This is a genomic window from Nonomuraea sp. NPDC050328, assembly GCF_044459405.1.
Taxonomy (GTDB): Bacteria; Actinomycetota; Actinomycetes; order Streptosporangiales; family Streptosporangiaceae; genus Nonomuraea.
The window spans coordinates 56,186-74,064 of the sequence record NZ_JBITIW010000006.1 but is presented as its reverse complement, the minus strand read 5'-3'; the positions used below and the strand labels follow the sequence as shown (position 1 = coordinate 74,064).

The 17,879-nt window shown below is 70.7% G+C and carries 16 protein-coding genes; 4 read left to right on the top strand and 12 right to left on the bottom strand.

Going from position 1 to position 17,879, the window contains the following annotated elements; translation table 11 throughout:
• The first annotated feature begins 51 nt into the window (after window positions 1-51).
• Complete coding sequence (locus tag ACIBG7_RS23005; protein WP_397337531.1) at window positions 52-261, top strand: hypothetical protein; 210 nt, start codon at window positions 52-54, stop codon at window positions 259-261.
• Between the two features lie 9 nt (window positions 262-270).
• Here the strand turns inward: ACIBG7_RS23005 and ACIBG7_RS23000 are convergent, their stop codons facing one another.
• From ACIBG7_RS23000 to ACIBG7_RS22970, 7 genes are all read right to left on the bottom strand, one after another.
• Window positions 271-1,272: a sugar phosphate isomerase/epimerase family protein gene (locus ACIBG7_RS23000; protein ID WP_357926802.1), complete on the bottom strand. Its 1,002-nt coding sequence runs from the start codon at window positions 1,270-1,272 to the stop codon at window positions 271-273.
• Window positions 1,269-2,375: a Gfo/Idh/MocA family protein gene (locus ACIBG7_RS22995; RefSeq protein ID WP_397337529.1), complete on the bottom strand. Its 1,107-nt coding sequence runs from the start codon at window positions 2,373-2,375 to the stop codon at window positions 1,269-1,271. The genes ACIBG7_RS23000 and ACIBG7_RS22995 overlap by 4 nt, the downstream gene beginning before the upstream one ends.
• Window positions 2,375-3,439 carry an ABC transporter substrate-binding protein gene (locus tag ACIBG7_RS22990; protein WP_357926808.1) on the bottom strand — a complete coding sequence of 355 codons (1,065 nt, stop codon included), beginning with the start codon at window positions 3,437-3,439 and terminating at the stop codon, window positions 2,375-2,377. The genes ACIBG7_RS22995 and ACIBG7_RS22990 overlap by 1 nt, the downstream gene beginning before the upstream one ends.
• The gene (locus ACIBG7_RS22985) at window positions 3,436-4,431 is read right to left on the bottom strand and encodes an ABC transporter permease (protein WP_357926811.1); all 996 of its coding nucleotides are present in this window, start codon (window positions 4,429-4,431) and stop codon (window positions 3,436-3,438) included. Before ACIBG7_RS22985 ends, ACIBG7_RS22990 begins: the two co-directional genes overlap by 4 nt.
• Complete coding sequence (locus tag ACIBG7_RS22980) at window positions 4,428-5,912, bottom strand: sugar ABC transporter ATP-binding protein (RefSeq protein WP_397337528.1); 1,485 nt, start codon at window positions 5,910-5,912, stop codon at window positions 4,428-4,430. The genes ACIBG7_RS22985 and ACIBG7_RS22980 overlap by 4 nt, the downstream gene beginning before the upstream one ends.
• Window positions 5,913-5,920: 8 nt before the next feature.
• Window positions 5,921-7,099 (bottom strand): ROK family transcriptional regulator, encoded by a 1,179-nt coding sequence (locus tag ACIBG7_RS22975; RefSeq protein WP_357926817.1) that lies wholly within the window; start codon window positions 7,097-7,099, stop codon window positions 5,921-5,923.
• A gap of 95 nt (window positions 7,100-7,194) precedes the next feature.
• Window positions 7,195-8,061: an SDR family oxidoreductase gene (locus ACIBG7_RS22970; protein ID WP_357926819.1), complete on the bottom strand. Its 867-nt coding sequence runs from the start codon at window positions 8,059-8,061 to the stop codon at window positions 7,195-7,197.
• 191 nt (window positions 8,062-8,252) lie between these two features.
• Here ACIBG7_RS22970 and ACIBG7_RS22965 point away from each other — a divergent pair, with 191 nt between their 5' ends.
• Window positions 8,253-9,263, top strand: coding sequence for a dihydrodipicolinate reductase (locus ACIBG7_RS22965; protein ID WP_357926822.1), 1,011 nt, complete (start codon window positions 8,253-8,255; stop codon window positions 9,261-9,263).
• Between the two features lie 25 nt (window positions 9,264-9,288).
• Here the strand turns inward: ACIBG7_RS22965 and ACIBG7_RS22960 are convergent, their stop codons facing one another.
• The 5 genes from ACIBG7_RS22960 to ACIBG7_RS22940 all read right to left on the bottom strand — a co-directional run bounded on the left by ACIBG7_RS22960 (window position 9,289) and on the right by ACIBG7_RS22940 (window position 13,283).
• On the bottom strand, window positions 9,289-9,780 hold the full coding sequence (locus tag ACIBG7_RS22960; RefSeq protein WP_357926825.1) for a flavin reductase family protein: 492 nt from the start codon (window positions 9,778-9,780) through the stop codon (window positions 9,289-9,291).
• A complete protein-coding gene (locus ACIBG7_RS22955; protein WP_357926828.1) occupies window positions 9,777-10,286 on the bottom strand; it encodes an NAD(P)H-dependent oxidoreductase in 510 nt (169 codons plus the stop codon). Before ACIBG7_RS22955 ends, ACIBG7_RS22960 begins: the two co-directional genes overlap by 4 nt.
• Before the next feature lie 107 nt (window positions 10,287-10,393).
• The gene (locus tag ACIBG7_RS22950) at window positions 10,394-11,458 is read right to left on the bottom strand and encodes an MBL fold metallo-hydrolase (RefSeq protein WP_397337527.1); all 1,065 of its coding nucleotides are present in this window, start codon (window positions 11,456-11,458) and stop codon (window positions 10,394-10,396) included.
• A complete protein-coding gene (locus ACIBG7_RS22945; RefSeq protein WP_357926832.1) occupies window positions 11,455-12,726 on the bottom strand; it encodes an MFS transporter in 1,272 nt (423 codons plus the stop codon). The genes ACIBG7_RS22950 and ACIBG7_RS22945 overlap by 4 nt, the downstream gene beginning before the upstream one ends.
• Window positions 12,723-13,283 carry a winged helix-turn-helix domain-containing protein gene (locus ACIBG7_RS22940; protein WP_357926835.1) on the bottom strand — a complete coding sequence of 187 codons (561 nt, stop codon included), beginning with the start codon at window positions 13,281-13,283 and terminating at the stop codon, window positions 12,723-12,725. Before ACIBG7_RS22940 ends, ACIBG7_RS22945 begins: the two co-directional genes overlap by 4 nt.
• A gap of 73 nt (window positions 13,284-13,356) precedes the next feature.
• Between ACIBG7_RS22940 and ACIBG7_RS22935 the strand changes: the two genes are divergently transcribed.
• Together ACIBG7_RS22935 and ACIBG7_RS22930 are read left to right on the top strand one after the other, a co-directional pair.
• Window positions 13,357-14,001, top strand: coding sequence for a B3/4 domain-containing protein (locus ACIBG7_RS22935; protein ID WP_397337526.1), 645 nt, complete (start codon window positions 13,357-13,359; stop codon window positions 13,999-14,001).
• A 204-nt stretch (window positions 14,002-14,205) separates the two neighbouring features.
• Entirely contained in the window at window positions 14,206-17,835 is a 3,630-nt protein-coding gene (locus ACIBG7_RS22930; protein WP_397337525.1) for a multifunctional oxoglutarate decarboxylase/oxoglutarate dehydrogenase thiamine pyrophosphate-binding subunit/dihydrolipoyllysine-residue succinyltransferase subunit, read from the top strand.
• Window positions 17,836-17,879: the final 44 nt, after the last annotated feature.

Here is a 17,879-nt window from a genome sequence, read left to right as displayed (position 1 = left end):
CGAGCCGGTCGGTAGGGCCGGTCGCGCGACCCGATCACCGGGAGGACGGCTGTGATTGTCGACTTCCGCACCTACCACCTGCAGCCCGGCTCGCTGGACGAGCACCGCGAGCAGGAGGAGGCGTTCTACGGCAGCGCCGCCTGGCGGGAGGGTCCCCGCGAGGCGGTCGTGTCCCGGATCGAGAGCTACCACTCCATCGTGCTGGACCTCCCGGAAGAGGCGGCCCGGGTCTTCCGGCGCGACTGGCCCGTCACCCCCTGAGGGTGCGGGTCAGGAGGAGAAGGCCGCGTCGAAGGCCGCCGTCGGCGGGGTGATGGCGTTGAGCTTGCGGATGTAGGCCAGCGCCTCGGGCGCCCCGTCGAGCCGGTCCATCCCGGCGTCCTCCCACTCGATCGAGATGGGCCCGGTGTAGCCGATCTGGTTGAGCGCGCGGAAGCAGTCCTCCCAGGGCACGTCGCCACGCCCGGTGGAGACGAAGTCCCAGCCTCGCCGCAGGTCGGCCCAGGGCAGGTGGGACGACAGCCGGCCCCGGCGGCCGTCGCCGACGCGCACCCGGGTGTCCTTGCAGTCGACGTGGTAGATCCGGTCGGCGAAGTCGAGGATGAAGCCGACCGGGTCGAGGTCCTGCCAGACCATGTGGGAGGGGTCCCAGTTGAGGCCGAAGGCCGGGCGGTGGCCGATGGCCTCCAGGGTGAGCTTCGTGGTGACGTAGTCGTAGGCGATCTCCGAGGGGTGCACCTCGTGCGCGAAGCGGACGCCGACCTCGTCGAAGACGTCGAGGATGGGGTTCCAGCGGTCGGCGAAGTCCTGGTAGCCCGCCTCGACCATCGAGGCCGGGACCGGCGGGAACATCGCGACGGTGTGCCAGATCGAGGAGCCGGTGAAGCCGACGACCGTGTCCACGCCCAGGGCGGCGGCGGCGCGGGCGGTGGTCTTCATCTCCTCGGCGGCGGCCTGCCGTACCGACTCGGGGTCTCCGTCACCCCACAGGTGCGCGGGCAGGATGCCCTGGTGGCGGGCGTCGATCGGGTGGTCGCAGACGGCCTGGCCGACGAGGTGGTTGGAGATGGCCCAGACCTTGAGCCCGTACTTGTCGAGCTGGGCCCGCTTGGCGCGGACGTAGCCGGGGTCGGCGGCGGCCTGCCGTACGTCAAAGTGGTCGCCCCAGCAGGCGATCTCCAGGCCGTCGTAGCCCCACTCGGCGGCCAGCCGGCACACCTCGTCGAAGGGCAGGTCGGCCCACTGTCCGGTGAAGAGCGTGACTGGTCTCATGAAATCTCCCGGTAGGCGCCGTTGCTCTGCTCGACCGCCTCCAGCACCCGCTGGACGCGCAGCCCGTCGGCGAAGGACGGGGTGGGGTCGGCGCCGGCGGCGATCGCTTCGAGGAAGTCCTTGATCTCGTGGGTGAAGGTGTGCTCGTAGCCGAGGCCGTGGCCGGGCGGCCACCACGCGCCCACGTACGGGTGCTCGGGCTCGGTGACCAGGACCCGGGCGAAGCCCTGGCCCTCGTTCACCCACAGCTCGTTCATCGCCTCGAAGTCGAAGGCGAGCGAGCCGAGCGAGCCGTTGACCTCGATGCGCAGGGCGTTCTTGCGCCCGGTGGCGAAGCGGGTGGCCTCGAAGGTGCCCAGCGCCCCGCCCGACAGCCGGGCGACCCAGGCGGCGGCGTCGTCCACGGTGACCGGGCCGGTGCCGGAGCCGTCGGGCAGCGGGCGTTCGCGGACGAAGGTCTCGGTGAGGCCGGTGACGCCCACGATGTCCTGGCCGACCAGGAACTGGGCGGTGTCGATGATGTGGGCGCCGATGTCGCCGAGCGCCCCGGACCCGGCGAGGTCCTTCTGCAGCCGCCAGACCAGCGGGAAGTCGGGGTCGACGATCCAGTCCTGGAGGTACTGCGCGCGCACGTGCCGGATCTCGCCCAGCCGCCCGTCGGCGATGATCCGCCGGGCGAGGGCGACGGCCGGGACGCGCCGGTAGTTGAAGGCGACCATCGACCGGCCGGCCGACTTAGCCGCCGCCTCGACCATGGCCTCGGCCTCGGCCACCGTGTTGGCCAGCGGCTTCTCGCACAGCACGTGCTTGCCGGCGGCCAGGGCCGCGACGGCGATCTCGGCGTGGGAGTCGCCGGGCGTGCAGATGTCGATGATGTCGATGTCGTCGCGCTCGATCAGCGAGCGCCAGTCGGTGGCGTGCTCGGCCCAGCCCAGGCGGTCGGCCGCGGCCCGGGCCGCCTCCTCCGACCGCCCGCAGACCACCCGCATCGCGGGGGCCACGGGCAGGTCGAAGAAGGCGGTCACGTTGCGCCAGGCCTGGGAGTGCACGCGCCCCATAAACGCGTAACCCACCATCCCCACGCCCAGCGTCCTGTCAGTCATCAAGATTCGAACCCCAGAGGCAGGTACTTCTCGACGTTGTCCTTGGTAATGGTCTCGGATGCGAGGGTGATTGACTGCGGAACCTGGTTTTCCACCAGGTCGCTCATCCCCTTGCCCTGCGCGATCAGCCGCGCGAGCTTGATCGCGGAGGAGGCCATGGTGGGACTGTAGGTGACGGTCGCCTCCAGCACCGAGCCGCCGCTCTGGATCTCCCGCATGGCGTTGGCCGAACCGGCGCCGCCGACCATGAAGAACTCCTTGCGCCCCGACTCCTTGATCGCGGCCAGCACGCCGACGCCCTGGTCGTCGTCGTGGTTCCAGAGCGCGTCGATCTTCTTGTGCGCCTGGAGCAGGCTGGTGGCGACCTGGTTGCCCGTCTCGACGGTGAACTTGGCGTCCTGCTTGGCGGTGACGCTGAAGCCGTAGGTCTTGAGCGCGTCCTCGAAGCCCTTGCTGCGGTCCTGGGTCAGCGGCAGCGTGGCGATGCCCTGGATCTCGACGATCACCGGGTTGGTGACGCCCTTGTCCTTGAGCTTCTTGCCGACGTAGTGCCCGGCGGCCACGCCCATGCCGTAGTTGTCGCCGCCGATCCAGGTGCGGTAGGCGAGCTTGTCGGGGAAGATCCGGTCCAGGTTGATCACCGGGATGCCGGCGGCGGTGGCCTGCAGCGCCACCTGGTTGAGCTGCTGGCCGTCGTTGGGCAGCAGGACCAGCGCGGCGACCTTCGCCTGGATGAGCGACTCGACGGCCGAGATCTGCGCGTTGATGTCGTTGGTCGGCTCGACCGGCTTGAACTCGATGTCGGGGTACTGCTTCGCGGTCGCCTCGGCGTTCTTGGCGATGGCCGCGATCCAGCCGTGGTCGGCCGCGGGGGCGGAGAAGCCGATGACGACCTTCTGGCCCGGCTGGTCGTTGCCGGTGGCGGCGGCGGCCGGCGCGGTGGTGTTCTGCGCCGGTTGCGGCTGGGCGGCGGGCTCGTTGCTGGTGCAGGCCGAGACTAAGGCTCCGGCGCCGAGTACGGCTCCGCCGACCAGGAAGCCCCTGCGCGCGACGTTCTCTTTCATGGTGACCGCTCCTTGAGGTTCCGCCGCTGGAGAAGGACGGCGATGACGATGATCAGACCCTTGGCGATCAGCTGATCGCTGGTGTTGAGCCCGTTGAGGATGAAGAGGTTGGTGATCAAAGTGAAGATCAGCAGCCCGAGGATCGAGCCGATGATGGTTCCCCGTCCCCCGGTCAGCAGCGTGCCGCCAATGATGACCGCGGCGATCGCGTCCAGCTCGTAGAGGTCTCCGTGGGTGGAGGAGCCCGTGGTGGTCCGCGCCATGATCAGTACCGCGGCGATGCCGCAGCACAGTCCCGACAGCGCGTAGAGCAGCATCGTGTGCCGCCTGACGTTGATGCCCGCCAGCCGGGCGGCCTCCGGGTTGCCGCCGACGGCGTAGGTGCGGCGGCCGAAGGTGGTGCGGTTGAGCACGACCCAGCCGACCGCCACGACCAGCGCGAAGATGTAGACCAGCAGCGGGATGCCCAGCAGCCGGGTGGTGGACAGCTCGACCAGGGCGGAGTTGTCGGGGTGGACGAGCTGGGTCTTGCGGTCGGACATGCGCTGGGCCAGGCCGCGGGCGGCGACCAGCATCGCCAGGGTGGCGATGAAGGGCACGAGCCGGCCGTAGGAGATCAGCAGCCCGTTGACCAGTCCCGCGCCGGTGCCCACCAGGACGGCGCAGATGACCATGACGACCGGCCCGGAGCCCTCCAGCTCGAGGACGTCCTGCCCGAAGGTCTGGGTCGCCAGCGTGGTGGCCCAGACCGAGGCCAGGGCCATGATCGCGCCGACCGACAGGTCGATGCCGCCGCCGATGATCACGAAGGTCGCGCCGACCGTGATGACGCCGATGGTGGCCGCCAGCGACAGGATGCTGACCAGGTTGGAGGTGGTGGCGAAGCTGTCCGGGACGGTGACGAGGCCGACGACGGCCAGCAGGACGATCGCGACGACCAGTCCGAGATGCCTGGCTTGCCCCAGGTCGGCGAAGACGCGCCTGGCGTTCATGCCCGCGCACTCCCTTCCATGATCATGTCGAGGACGGCGTGCTCGTCCAGGTCGGTCGCGGCGCCCTCGTGGATCAGCTCGCCCTCCCGGATCACCAGCACCCGGTCGGCCAGGCCGAGCACCTCGGGCACCTCGCTGGAGACCAGGAGCACGCCGATGCCCTGGTCGGCCAGTTGCCTGATCACCGCGTACAGCTCGGCCCGCGCGCCGACGTCCACGCCGCGCGTCGGCTCGTCGAGCAGCAGCAGCTTGCGTGAGCCGAGCAGCCAGCGGGCCAGGACCGCCTTCTGCTGGTTGCCGCCGGACAACGTCTTGATCGGGCGTTCGGGGTCGGCCGGGCGGATGCCGAGGGCGTCGGTCAGCCGGTCGGCCTCGGCGCGCTCGCGGGCGCGGTCCAGCCAGCCGAACCTGGCGAACTCCGGCAGGCTGCCCAGGGTGATGTTGGCGGTGACGCTCTGGTCGAGGAGCAGTGCCTGGCTCTTGCGCTCTTCGGGGGCCAGGCCCATGCCCAGGCGCACGGCGTGCTGCGGGCCGCTCCGCCGTAAGGGGCGGCCCTCGAAGTGCACGCGGCCGTGCGGGCGGCGCGCGCCGTACACCGCCTGGAGGATCTCCGAGCGGCCGGAACCGACCAGCCCGGCCAGGCCGACGATCTCGCCCGCCCGCACCGAGAACGACACGCCGGGGCCGGTCAGGTCCTCGACCCGCAGGACCTCCTCGCCCGGCGGCCCGGCGCCGCGCGGCGGGAAGACGTACTCCATGGTGCGCCCGGTCATCAGCGAGACCAGCTCGCCGGTCGGGGTGTCGGCGGGCAGGCCGACGGCGACGGTCCGGCCGTCCTTGAGCACCGTGACGCGGTCGCCGATCTCGCGGATCTCCTCCAGCCGGTGGGAGATGTAGACCACGGCCACGCCCTGCTCGGTCAGCTCCCCGATGATCCGGAAGAGGTTGGCCACCTCGTCGTGGGCCAGGGCCGCCGAGGGCTCGTCCATGACGATCAGCCGGGCGTCGTGCGAGAGCGCGCGGGCCATGCTGACCACCTGCTTGGCGGCGGCCGGCAGCCGGCCCACCTCGGTGGTGGGGCGGATCTCGGGGTGGCCCAGCTTGCTCAGCACCTCCGTGGCCGCCCTTGCGGCGTGGCCGCGCCGGGTGAAGCCGAAGCGGGCGTGCTCGTGGCCGAGGAAGATGTTCTCGGCCACGCTGAGCCCGTCGACCAGGTCCAGTTCCTGATAGATGGTGGCGAATCCCAGCCGGAGCGCCTGGTGCGGGTTGGCGGGGCTGATCGGCTCGCCCTGGAAGACGATCTCGCCCTGGTCGGGGCGGTGCACGCCGGCCAGGATCTTGATCAGCGTGGACTTGCCCGCTCCGTTCTGCCCGAGCAGGCAGTGCACCTCGCCGGCGCGGACCTCGAGGTCCACCCCGTCCAGTGCCCTGACCCCCGGGAACTCCTTGACGATCCCCCGCATGCGTAACAGCTCAGCCATGCTCTGTCCTAGGCGTTGACGAGGCGGTTGACGTTTCCCGGTGACAGGTAGTGCTCGATCGCGAGGATGCCGGCGCCCAGCGCCGCCGCGTCCTCCCCGGTACGGCTCGGCACGATGGTCAGGTGGTGCGTGGCCAGCGGCAGCGACCGCCGGTAGACGGTCTCCCTGATGCCGGCGAGCAGGTGGTCGTGGACCCTCGCCAGCACGCCGCCGATGACGATGGCCTCGGGGTTGAAGAAGTTGACCAGCCCGGCCAGGACCTCGCCGATCAGCCGGCCGCCCTCTCGGACCAGGCGCAGCGCCTGGGTGTTGCCGCTCTGCACGAGCGCCACCACGTCGGCGCCCGATTCGGCGTCCAGCCCCAGCTCGCTCAGCCGGCGCGCGATGGCCGCGCCGCCGGCGACGGCTTCCAGGCAGGCGCTGTTGCCGCAGCGGCAGCCGGCGTCCTCGTGGCCGCTCACCCGGATGTGCCCGATGTCGCCGGCCGAGCCCTGCGCGCCGCGGTGCAGCCGGCCCTCGGCCACGATGCCGCAGCCGATGCCGGTGCCGACCTTGACGAACAGCAGGTAATCCAGGTGCGGGAAGGCGTTGCGGTGCTCGCCGAGCGCCATCACGTTGACGTCGTTGTCCACCAGTACGGCGGTGCCGGCGAAGAACTCCGGGATGGGGTAGTCGTTCCAGCCGGGCATGATCGGCGGGTTGTTGGGCCGGCCGGTGGCGAACTCCACCGGGCCCGGCACGCCGATGCCCATCGCTTTGAGCGACTCGCGCGAGCGTCCCACGCTCGCCAGCAGTTCGCTGACGCGCCGCTCGACGTGGGGCAGGATCACCTCGGGGCCCTCGGCGATGCTCAGCGGCTCCTGGTGACCGGCGACGACCTCGCCGGTCAGGTCCATGACGGTGATGCGGCAGTGGGTGGCGCCCAGGTCGACGCCCGCCACCGCGTTCTCCTCGGTGTGCAGGCGGAGCTGGCGCGGGGGGCGGCCGCCGGTGGACTCGCCGCCCTGCGTCTCCTCCACCAGTCCGCATTCGATCAGCGCGTCCACCCGCTGGGCGATGGTGGATCTGGCCAGTCCGGTGATCCTGGCCAGATCCGATCGCGTGGTGGCGGAACCCGCGCTGATCAGTGTCAGAACGTCGCCGGCCGAGCCGGGCAGCGGACGTTCCTCCCCTGAGGTGAGGCTCATGCCGCGACCATAACGGCACATTTATGGCCTAATCAAGGGATCTTTCGCGGATATCCGCCAGACTTATGTCGATCGTTGGAGTAAGCCGGTCACGATCAGAGCATCGCCTTCATCGAGTCGGCGGCGGTGAGCACGTAGGGCTGCTCGGCCATGATCGCCTCCCAGCCTGCGGCGATGTCCTCGGGCGACTCGGCCCGCGCGCCCGGTCCCTCGGCCACGAAGACCCGGGCGATCCGGCCGCCGCCCACCGAGAAGACCTCGCCCGAGGCCGCGCAGTCCTCGTGCGCGAGGTAGGCGACCAGCGCGGAGACCCGCTCGGGGGTGAACCTGCTCTCGAACTCGGCCGGCAGCAGCGACTCGGTCATCCGGGTCCAGGCGATCGGCGCGATGGCGTTGGCCTTGATCCCGTTGCGCGCGCCCTCGATGGCCAGGGTCTTGGTGAGGCCGACCAGGCCCATCTTGGCGGTGGAGTAGTTGGCCTGGCCGAAGTTGCCGAACAGGCCGGCCGGGCTGGAGGTGTTGACGATCCGGCCGTAGCCCTGCTCCTTGAGGTAGGGGTAGGCGGCCCGGCTGACCAGGTAGGAGCCGCGCACGTGCACGGCGAGCACCGAGTCGAACTCCTCGACCGTCATCTTGCCGAACGACTTGTCGCGCAGGATGCCCGCGTTGTTGATGACGATGTCGACCCGGCCGAAGGCGTCGATCGCGGCCTGGACGATGGCCTCGGCGCCCTGCGGCGAGGCCACGTTGTCGGGGTTGGCGATCGCTTCGCCGCCGTTCTTCCTGATCAGCTCGACCACCTCGGCGGCCGGGCCGGCCGAGGCTCCCGTGCCGTCCAGCGCGCCGCCGAGGTCGTTGACGACCACCTTCGCGCCCCGCTCGGCCAGCAGCAGCGCGTGCGCCCTGCCCAGGCCGTGCCCACCGCCGGTGACGATCGCGACCTTGTCCTCGAACCGCAACATGCAACCCTCCGAAGCCCGTGCCGAAAGAGAACATCATTCTAGTACGGGCCCTGATCGTTGCGGATAGTGATCGGGCACCTCTTTCTCTGCTAGAGTTCTGGACCCCCGCAAAGGGGCGGGCGCGCCCCTTTACCCCCGTCGGGGCTGGAGGACTTATGCCCTTCCGCGTGGTCCAGTGGGCAACTGGCGCCGTGGGCCGATATGCCCTGCGTGACATCCTGGCCCGGTCCGATCTCGAACTGGCCGGCGTCCTCGTCTACGACCCCGACAAGATCGGCGCCGACGCCGGCGAGATGCTCGGGATGCCGCGCGCCGGGGTCGCCTGCACCGACGACCTCGAACAGATCCTCGCCCTCGACGCCGACTGCGTCCTGCACATGCCGCTGCCCGCCTCCTACTTCGGCGGCCACCTGCACAACGACCTCGAGACCATCTGCGCGCTGCTGGCCAGCGGCAAGAACGTCATCACCACCACCGGCTTCGTCTACCCCAAGTCGTACGGCGCGGCCGTCGTGGAACGTATCGAGGCCGCCTGCGCCCGGGGCGGCAGCTCGCTGCACGGCACCGGCATCAACCCGGGCTTCATGAGCGACTACCTGCCGCTCGCCCTCACCGGCCTGTCGAGCCGCATCGACCACCTCTACGTGCGCGAGTCCTCCGACTTCCGCGGCCACCCCTCGCGGCAGATCGTCGTCGACCTGATCGGCTTCACCCGCTCGGCCAAGGACTACACCGCCGCGGTGCGCCCCTACCGCGCCTTCCAGCGCGCTCTCTTCGCCGAGAGCGTCGAGCTCGTCGCCGACGCGCTCGGCGTCACCCTCGACGAGGTCGAGGAGACCGACGAGTTCGAACTCGCCACCGAGGAGTTCGAGATCGCCGCCGGGCTCGTCCGCGAGGGCACGGTGTGCGCCTCCCGGTGGATCTTCTCCGGGCTGGTCCGCGGGCGGCCCTTCATGACCATCGAGTGCGTCTACAAGGCCGACTCCACCAAGGTCGAGCGCTGGGCCGAGCCCGGCTTCACCATCCACATCGAGGGGGTGCCGCAGATGACCCTCAAGGTGGAGGAGGTCTCCCACGGCCTGGCCGCGGCGGCGGCGCACGCCGTCAACTCGGTGCCCGCGGTCGTCGCGGCCCCGCCGGGCATCCACACGCTGCTCGACCTGCCCCTGCCCACCGGCCGGGGCACCGTCCGCCTGGCCTGACCCCTTTCTGTACGGCTTGCCGTACCTAAAGCGGGTTCTCCCGGAAGTGTCCGAAGCGCCCGCGGTGGTAGAGCAGCGGCCGGGCCGGGTGGATCTCGGCCTCGATGACCTCCCCGACCACCAGCACGTGGTCGCCGATGTCATGGTTGGCGTGCGGCCGGCAGACGAGGTGGGCGGCGGCCCCGGCCAGCAGCGGCGCCCCGAACCGGCCGGGCCGCCACCGGGTGGGCCCGCCGAAGCGGTCGATGCCGCGCCGGGCGAACCGGGTGGCCAGCCCCGCCTGGTCACCCGCCAGCACGTTGACCGCGAAGTGGTCGGCCAGCCGGAGCCACGGCCAGGTCGTGGAGTCGCGGTCGATGGAGAACTGCACGAGCGGCGGGGCGAGGCTCGCGGAGGAGAAGGACGTGGCCGTGAGCCCGACCGGCACGTTCTCGGAGAGCGCCGTGACGATCACCACGCCGCTGGCGTGCTGGGCCAGGGCGCTGCGGAAGGTGTCGCGGTCGACGGTGACGGTCATCGCAGCACCGCTCCCGCCTGGATCTGCGGGGCGACGCGGGCGGCCCAGTCGTCGAGCAGGGCGGGGTCGGCCAGCCGCGACTCGGCCACGGCGAGCCCGGGGGTGGGCACGTGCGCGCCGAGCTCGACCAGCAGGGGACGGAAGTGGGTCTCGACGGCCAGGGAGTGCTTGGGGTCGGCCATGACCAGCAGCGGCAGCGCGCTCTGCCCGGCCAGCGCGTCGCCCGGCAGCCGGTCGAGGAAGGCCTTGAGCAGTCCGGTGTAGCTGGCCTTGTAGGTGGGGCTGGCGTAGATCGCGATCTCGGCCTCGGCGACCAGTTCGAGGGCGATCTCCAGGGCCGGGTGCGCGCCGGGCGAGAGCACCACCCCCGCCAGCGCGGACAGGTCGACGGTGTCGCGCGGCCCGGCGTAGCCGAGGCGCGCGGCCAGGGCGTCGGCGGCGCGGTGCGCGACCTCGCGGGTGCGGGAACCGGCCCGCGGGTTGCCGACGACGGTGACGAGACTCATGCGGCCTCCAGCCCGTATGCCCGCGCGGCGTGCGGCCCGCGCCGGGGGTGAACCTCGCTCATGCCCACGACGCTACGAAACGGGGACCGTTAAGTCAACATTTCCTACTAGCTTTCCATGGAATACCAGATGTCCACGTCACCGGCCTGATGCCGGACCCGGCCCCGAGCCTCCAGCCACGCCAGGTGCGCCAGCGTCTCGTTGTTGGCCGCGCGCCGCATGAACGCCGGGATCGTCTCCCACGGCCGCGACCAGGTGAGCCGGGTGGCGATCGTCCAGCAGTCGGCCCCGCCGGTGTCGGCGACGACCTTCTCGATCTCCGCCAGCCGCTCCTCGTGGTGGGCCATCACGTAGTCCACCCGCTCGGCCAGCTCCAGGAACCGGTACTCGTGCGCGGGCAGCACCTCGTCCACCTCGAAGCGGCGCACCGCGGCCAGCGACTCGAGGTAGTCGGCCAGCGGGTTGGGCCCCGACTGCGGGTGCACGGCGACGATCGGCGTGATCTTCGCCAGCACGTGGTCGCCGGAGAACAGCAGCCGCCGCCCCGGCGAGACGAAGCAGAGGTGGCCGGGCGAGTGCCCCGGCGTCCAGATCGCGCGCAGGTCCCAGCCGGCCAGGCCGACCTGCTCGCCGTCCTCGATCAGCCGGTCGGGCAACGCCGTGGAGACCATGTGCCTGATCATCATCGACGCCCCGGCCAGCTCGTCGAGCGTCTCCCCCGGCACGCCGGACCGGACCAGCAGGGCGCGTTCCCGCGCCACCAGCGACTCGATGAACTCGTCGTCGTACCGCTCCCGCAGCAGCCCGGCGTCGGCCGGGTGGAGGGCGATCCAGGCACCCGACACCTCCCGGATGCGCCCGGCGAGCCCGTAGTGGTCGGGGTGGATGTGCGTGACCAGCACGCCCTTGACGTCGGTGATCTCGTAGCCGGCGACGGCGAGCCCGGCGCACAGCGCGCCGAACGCCTCGTCGGTGTTCCAGCCGGCGTCGATGATCGCCACGCCGTCCGGCAACTCCAGGGCGTAGACCAGGACGTACCGCAGCGGGTTGATCGGGATCGGCACCGGGATGGACCACAGGCCGGGGCGGACCTTCTCCACCGCGGGCAGTTCGCCGCCCAGCCACGCGGCTCGCTGGGTCTCGCTGGCCGGGGTCACCACGAACTTCGTCATCCACCCATTGTTACAGAATCATGTTCTGCCGCACGTGCCGCCGGCATCCGGACGAAGAGCAGCAGCGAGACCAGCAGCAGGCCCGCGGCGACCGCCCAGGACGCGGCCACCCCCTGCGCCGCGGCCAGCGCGCCCAGCGGGATGTTCACCAGCGCGCCCCCGGCCTGCAGCGACAGCGAGTTGACCGAGGTCACCGTGCTGCGCTGCTCGGCGGTGACCGCGTGGTGCGTCATCTCCTGCACGAACAACCCGGCCAGGCTGAGCCCGACGAAGAGCACGACGTAAGCGCCCGACGCGCTCACCAGTCCGGCGGTCCCGTCCAGGTGCGCGGTCAGGGCGAGCGCCGACAGCGCGCAGCAGGCGATCAGCGCGCCGGTCAGCACGCCGCGCACCCCCGCGCCGCTCCCGCCGAGCAGCCGGCCCGCCCAGGGCGCGAGGGCCGCCCCGGCGGCGCTCCCGGCGAAGCCCAGCGCGGCCACGACCGCGTAGAAGGTGCTGCCCAGTCCCGCCGCCCCGGCCAGCTCGGCCAGCCGGCCGGGGGTGAGCAGCTCGACCGAGGTGAGGGCGACGCCGTTCACCACCGAGTAGGCCACCAGCCGCCGCAGCACCGGGCCGCGGGCGGCCAGCCGTACGCCGGAGACCACCGTGGCGGGCACCTCGCGCAGCACCGCGGCCGCCGACCGGCGCGGGTGCGGCGGCTCGGGCAGCGCGAACAGCACGGTGACCAGCAGGACGAGCGCGGCCCCCGCGGCGAGCAGCACCGGTACGGCCAGCACCGCGGAGTCCTCGCCCGGCGCCAGCAGCGGCACCAGGCCGCCCAGCCCGACGCCCAGACACAGGGCCAGCGAGCCCATCGAGTTGCCCAGCGCCAGCCCGGGCCGCAGATCGGCCTCCGGCCCCTCGACGGCGTGCAGGGTGTCGACGTACCACGCCTCGGCCGGGCCGCTGGACAGCGCGCGGGCGACGGCCTTGAGCACGATCGCGGCGGTGAACGCCCAGATGTCCTGCGCGACGGCCGTCAGCAGGAAGGCCGCGACGGCGAAGGCGGCCGAGGCGGCCAGCACCCGGCGGCGGCCGATCACGTCGGACAGGCCGCCGGTGGGCAGCTCCAGGCTCAGCGTGACGACCGAGAAGACGGTCATGACCAGGCCGACCTGCGCCAGGCTCAGCCCGCGCGAGGTCATCAGCAGCACGCTCACCGGGATGGAGAGCGCCACCGGGAACCAGAGCAGGAAGCTCACCAGGCCGTAGCGGCGGCGCGGGTTCACGACGGATCACCGCCCATCCGGCGCGGGTAGGCGGCGATGTAGACGCTGACCTGCTCGGCGCCCTCGGCGTAGTCCCGTTCCAGTTCCTCCTTGATCTCCGCGATCCGGTCGAAGAGCCGCTGGACGCCCTCGGGATTGAGGTAGGCGAAGAAGTCCGACATCCCGGGCGTGGCCCGCCACTCCGGCGGCCAGTCGGTGTCGCGGTGTTCCCGCATCGCGCGGGCCAGGCCGTCGAGCTGACGGGCCTCCATGATCGCGACAGCCTCACGCCCTTCGGGGGTGGCCGACATCTGCGCCGGGTCCCAGGAGGTGAACTGGTGACGGGCCCGCCAGCGGCGCTCGCGGCCGTCTTCCGAGGGGTCCTCCTCGATGAAGCCGTACTTGGCCAGCTCGCGCAGGTGGTAGCTGGTCGAGCCGGAGCTCTCGTCCACCTTGCGGCCGAGCTGGCTGGCGGTGGCCGGGCCCTCGGCGCGCAGCAGGCCGAGCAGGCGCACCCGCAGCGGGTGCGCGACGACCTTCAACACCTGGGGGTCACTGATCAGGTACTGGTGCTCCATGACCCCAGAGTAAACCGCAAAGACAATTTTGCAAAGAGTATTCTGCGATAGTTCGGAGCTCTAACCTGGAAGCATGCTTGACGACATCCGCGTGGACGAGGCGATCTTCCAGCTCCGGCCCGACTTCGCCTGCCTGGCCATCACCGCGTACGGCCTGCGCAACGGCCCCACCGACGAGCGCTCCCGCGCCTGGCTGGAGGAGGCCTCGGCCCGCCCCGTGCAGGCCGAGAAGATCGAGTCCTGGCGCGAGGCGTACAAGACCTTCGGCGCCAAGCCCTCCCGCACCCGGCCCAGCGTCGACGCGCTCACCCGCCGGCTGCCGCTGCCGGAGATCAACCAGGTGGTCGACGCCTACAACTCCATCAGCGTCAAGCACTGCCTGCCGATCGGCGGCGAGGACCTCGGCCACTACGAGGGCGCCGCCCGGCTGGTCGTCGCCACCGGCGAGGAGGCCTCCGAGGAGGCCCTGGGTACCCCCGAGCCGGGCGAGGTCATCTGGCGCGACGACGTCGGCGTCACCTGCCGCCGCTGGAACTGGCGTCAGGTCGCCCGCACCCGGATCACCGAGGAGACCACCGACGCGCTCTTCCTCCTGGAGCGGCTCGAACCGCTGTCGATGGAGGAGCTGAAGGAAGCCGGCGAGGAGCTGGCCGACCTCCTGAGCAAGCTGTCCCCCGACGTCCGGATCGTCACCAGACTCATCACCTCGGGGAACTAAACACGGGTTTCCGATGTTGATACCGAATGGTGACAATGGCTGCACCACCCGGATTGACTAGGGGCGCGTGACCACTTTGGATCGTCCTGAGGGGGCGGATCGAGGTCGGCACGTTCCTCGGGCGCATCCTGCCAGTTCGGGCGAGTAGCCTTGGACAGGTTCTCTAACATCAACGCCGATCTGCGGAAGAGGGCGATTTCCGCCGTGTCGTCTGAGTCGTCGCGGACAAACCCGCTGGCAAGCTTTGGGCAAAACGAGTGGCTTGTCGACGAGCTGTACCAGAAGTATCTCCAGGACCCCGAGTCGGTCGACAAGGCTTGGTGGAACTTCTTCGCTGACTACAACCCTGACTACGGACCGGGCCGACCCCCGGTCAGGGAGGCGGCGAACGGCCCGGTGACCACCGCGCCCGCTCCGGCTCCCGCTCCTACAACCGTGGAGAAGCCGAAGGTGAGCACGCCGATCCCGGCCGGCGCTGAAGAGGTCAAGCTCCGGGGCGCCGCAGCGCGCACCGCGGCGAACATGGACCTGTCGCTGTCGGTCCCGACCGCGACGAGCGTCCGGGCGATCCCGGCCAAGCTGCTCATCGACAACCGCATCGTGATCAACAATCACCTGAAGCGCGGTCGCGGCGGCAAGGTCTCCTTCACCCACCTGATCGGCTACGCCATCGTCAAGGCGCTCCGGGCGATGCCGGAGATGAACTACTCCTACGCCGAGGTCGAGGGCAAGCCCACGCTGGTCAAGCCCGAGCACGTCGGCTTCGGCCTGGCGATCGACGTCCAGAAGAGCAACGGCGACCGCCAGCTCCTCGTGCCCTCCATCAAGGGCGCCGACGACATGGACTTCCGCCAGTTCTGGATGGCCTACGAGGACGTGGTCCGCAAGGCGCGCGCCGGCAAGCTCGGCGTCGACGACTTCCAGGGCACCACGATCTCGCTGACCAACCCCGGCACGATCGGCACCGTGCACTCCGTCCCGCGCCTCATGCCCGGACAGGGCACGATCATCGGCGTCGGGGCGATGGAGTACCCGGCCGAGTACCAGGGCGCCTCCCCCGACACGCTGAGCCGCCTGGCCGTCTCCAAGGTCATGACGCTCACCAGCACCTACGACCACCGGATCATCCAGGGCGCCCAGTCGGGCGACTTCCTGCGCACGATCCACCGGCTGCTGCTGGGCGAGGACGGCTTCTACGACGAGATCTTCGAGTCGCTCCGCATCCCGTACGAGCCGGTCCGCTGGGTCCAGGACATCTCGGCCTCCCACGACGACGACGTGGCCAAGTCCGCCCGGGTCATCGAGCTGATCCACGCCTACCGGGTCCGCGGCCACCTCATGGCCGAGACCGACCCGCTGGAGTACAAGCAGCGCAAGCACCCCGACCTCGACATCCAGTCGCACGGCCTGACGCTGTGGGACCTGGAGCGCGAGTTCGCCACCGGCGGGTTCGGCGGCAAGCCGCTGGCCAAGCTGCGCGAGATCCTGGGCGTGCTGCGCGACTCCTACTGCCGCACCATCGGCATCGAGTACATGCACATCCAGAACCCCGAGGAGCGGGCCTGGATCCAGGCGCGGGTGGAGAAGCCGTACAAGGCCCCCGACCGCGCCGAGCAGCTCCACATCCTGGGCCGGCTCAACACCGCCGAGGCCTTCGAGACCTTCCTGCAGACGAAGTTCGTCGGCCAGAAGCGCTTCTCGCTGGAGGGCGGCGAGTCGCTCATCCCGCTGCTCGACTCGGTGATCGACGCCGCCGCCGACGACGCGCTCGACGAGGTCGTCATCGGCATGGCCCATCGGGGCCGCCTCAACGTGCTGGCCAACATCGTGGGCAAGTCCTACGCCCAGATCTTCGGCGAGTTCGAGGGCAACATCGACCCCCGCACCGCGCACGGCTCCGGCGACGTGAAGTACCACCTCGGCGCCACCGGCGAGTTCTCCGGCCACAGCGGCAAGGCCATCACGGCCTCCGTGGTCGCCAACCCCTCCCACCTGGAGGCGGTCGACCCGGTGCTGGAGGGCGTCGTCCGCGCCAAGCAGGACCTCCTGGAGCGCGGCGAGGAGGGCTTCACCGTCCTGCCGATCCTGGTCCACGGCGACGCGGCCTTCGCCGGCCAGGGCGTCGTGGCCGAGACGCTCAACCTGTCGCAGCTTCGCGGCTACCGCACCGGCGGCACCGTGCACGTGGTGGTCAACAACCAGGTGGGCTTCACCACCTCGCCCGCCTCCTCGCGGTCGAGCGTCTACGCCACCGACGTCGCCCGGATGATCCAGGCGCCGATCTTCCACGTCAACGGCGACGACCCCGAGGCCGTCGTGCGCGTGGGCAAGCTGGCCTTCGAATACCGGCAGGCGTTCCGCAAGGACGTCGTGATCGACATGATCTGCTACCGGCGCCGTGGCCACAACGAGGGCGACAACCCCGCCTACACGCAGCCGCTGATGTACGACATCATCGACGCCAAGCGCTCCACCCGTAAGCTCTACACCGAGGCCCTGATCGGCCGCGGCGACATCACGGTCGAAGAGGCCGAGCAGGCGCTGCGCGACTACCAGGCCAAGCTGGAGCAGGCCTTCACCGAGGTCCGCGAGGCGGCCAAGAAGCCGCAGGAGAGCAGCGGCGAGCTGCGCGTGCCGCCGACCGAGGTCGTCAAGTGGTCGCACACCGACACGCCCACGGCGATCTCCGACGAGACGCTCAAGCGCATCGTCGACACCCAGCTCAACCTGCCCGAGGGCTTCACCGTCCACCCGCGGCTGGGCCCGATCATCCAGCGCCGCGGCCCGATGGTCGAGCAGGACCAGATCGACTGGGCCATGGGCGAGACCATCGCCTTCGGCTCCCTGCTGATCGACGGCCACCCGGTCCGCCTGGTCGGCCAGGACTCCCGCCGGGGCACCTTCGTCCAGCGCCACGCCGTGCTGGTCGACCGGGTCACCGGCGCCGAGCACACCCCGCTCAAGGCCTTCAACCAGGGCACCACGAAGTTCTACGTCTACGACTCGCTGCTGAGCGAGTTCGCGGCGCTGGGCTTCGAGTACGGCTACAGCACCGTGCGTCCCGACGCCCTGGTGGCGTGGGAGGCGCAGTTCGGCGACTTCGTCAACGGCGCCCAGACGATCATCGACGAGTTCATCTCCTCGGGCGAGCAGAAGTGGGGCCAGAAGTCGGGCGTCGTCCTGCTCCTGCCGCACGGCTACGAGGGTCAGGGCCCCGACCACTCCAGCGCCCGCATCGAGCGCTTCCTGCAGGTCTGCGCCCTCGACAACATGACCGTCGCCCAGCCGACCACGCCGGCCAACTACTTCCACCTGCTGCGCTGGCAGGTCGAGTCGGGCCGGCACAAGCCGCTGGTGGTCTTCACGCCCAAGTCGCTGCTGCGGCACAAGCTGGCGACCTCCAAGGCGGCCGACTTCACGCAGGGCACCTTCCAGCCGGTCATCGGTGACACCACCGTCGACCCGGCCCAGGTGACCAAGGTCGTGATGGTCTCCGGCAAGCTCTACTACGACCTGGTGCAGGGCCGCGACAAGGCCGGCCGCCAGGACGTGGCGATCGTCCGCCTGGAGCGGCTCTACCCGTTCCCGCAGGAGGAGCTCGACGCCGAGCTCGCTCGCTACGGGTCCGGCGTCGAGCTGGTCTGGGCGCAGGACGAGCCGGTCAACATGGGGCCGTGGCCGTACCTCACGCTCAAGCTGGCCGAGAACCCCGACCTGTTCGGTGGCCGCAGCCCGCGCCGCGTGAGCCGTACGCCCAACAGCTCCCCCGCGGCCGGCTCGCACGCCGCCCACGACCGGGAGCTCGAAGAGATCCTGCACCAGCTCTTCGGCTGATCGAGTCACCAGGTCAAGGCCCCGCTCCGGCGGGGCCTTCGCCG

Bases quoted from the DNA above. Each gene is read 5' to 3' on its own strand.
- ACIBG7_RS22985 (WP_357926811.1), bottom strand. From the start codon at position 4,431: ATGAACGCCAGGCGCGTCTTCGCCGACCTGGGGCAAGCCAGGCATCTC.
- ACIBG7_RS22950 (WP_397337527.1), bottom strand. From the start codon at position 11,458: ATGACGAAGTTCGTGGTGACCCCGGCCAGCGAGACCCAGCGAGCCGCG.
- ACIBG7_RS22960 (WP_357926825.1), bottom strand. From the start codon at position 9,780: ATGACCGTCACCGTCGACCGCGACACCTTCCGCAGCGCCCTGGCCCAG.
- ACIBG7_RS22995 (WP_397337529.1), bottom strand. From the start codon at position 2,375: ATGACTGACAGGACGCTGGGCGTGGGGATGGTGGGTTACGCGTTTATG.
- ACIBG7_RS22975 (WP_357926817.1), bottom strand. From the start codon at position 7,099: ATGAGCCTCACCTCAGGGGAGGAACGTCCGCTGCCCGGCTCGGCCGGC.
- ACIBG7_RS22990 (WP_357926808.1), bottom strand. From the start codon at position 3,439: ATGAAAGAGAACGTCGCGCGCAGGGGCTTCCTGGTCGGCGGAGCCGTA.
- ACIBG7_RS22980 (WP_397337528.1), bottom strand. From the start codon at position 5,912: ATGGCTGAGCTGTTACGCATGCGGGGGATCGTCAAGGAGTTCCCGGGG.
- ACIBG7_RS23000 (WP_357926802.1), bottom strand. From the start codon at position 1,272: ATGAGACCAGTCACGCTCTTCACCGGACAGTGGGCCGACCTGCCCTTC.
- ACIBG7_RS22970 (WP_357926819.1), bottom strand. From the start codon at position 8,061: ATGTTGCGGTTCGAGGACAAGGTCGCGATCGTCACCGGCGGTGGGCAC.
- ACIBG7_RS22955 (WP_357926828.1), bottom strand. From the start codon at position 10,286: ATGAGTCTCGTCACCGTCGTCGGCAACCCGCGGGCCGGTTCCCGCACC.
- ACIBG7_RS22935 (WP_397337526.1), top strand. From the start codon at position 13,357: ATGCTTGACGACATCCGCGTGGACGAGGCGATCTTCCAGCTCCGGCCC.
- ACIBG7_RS22940 (WP_357926835.1), bottom strand. From the start codon at position 13,283: ATGGAGCACCAGTACCTGATCAGTGACCCCCAGGTGTTGAAGGTCGTC.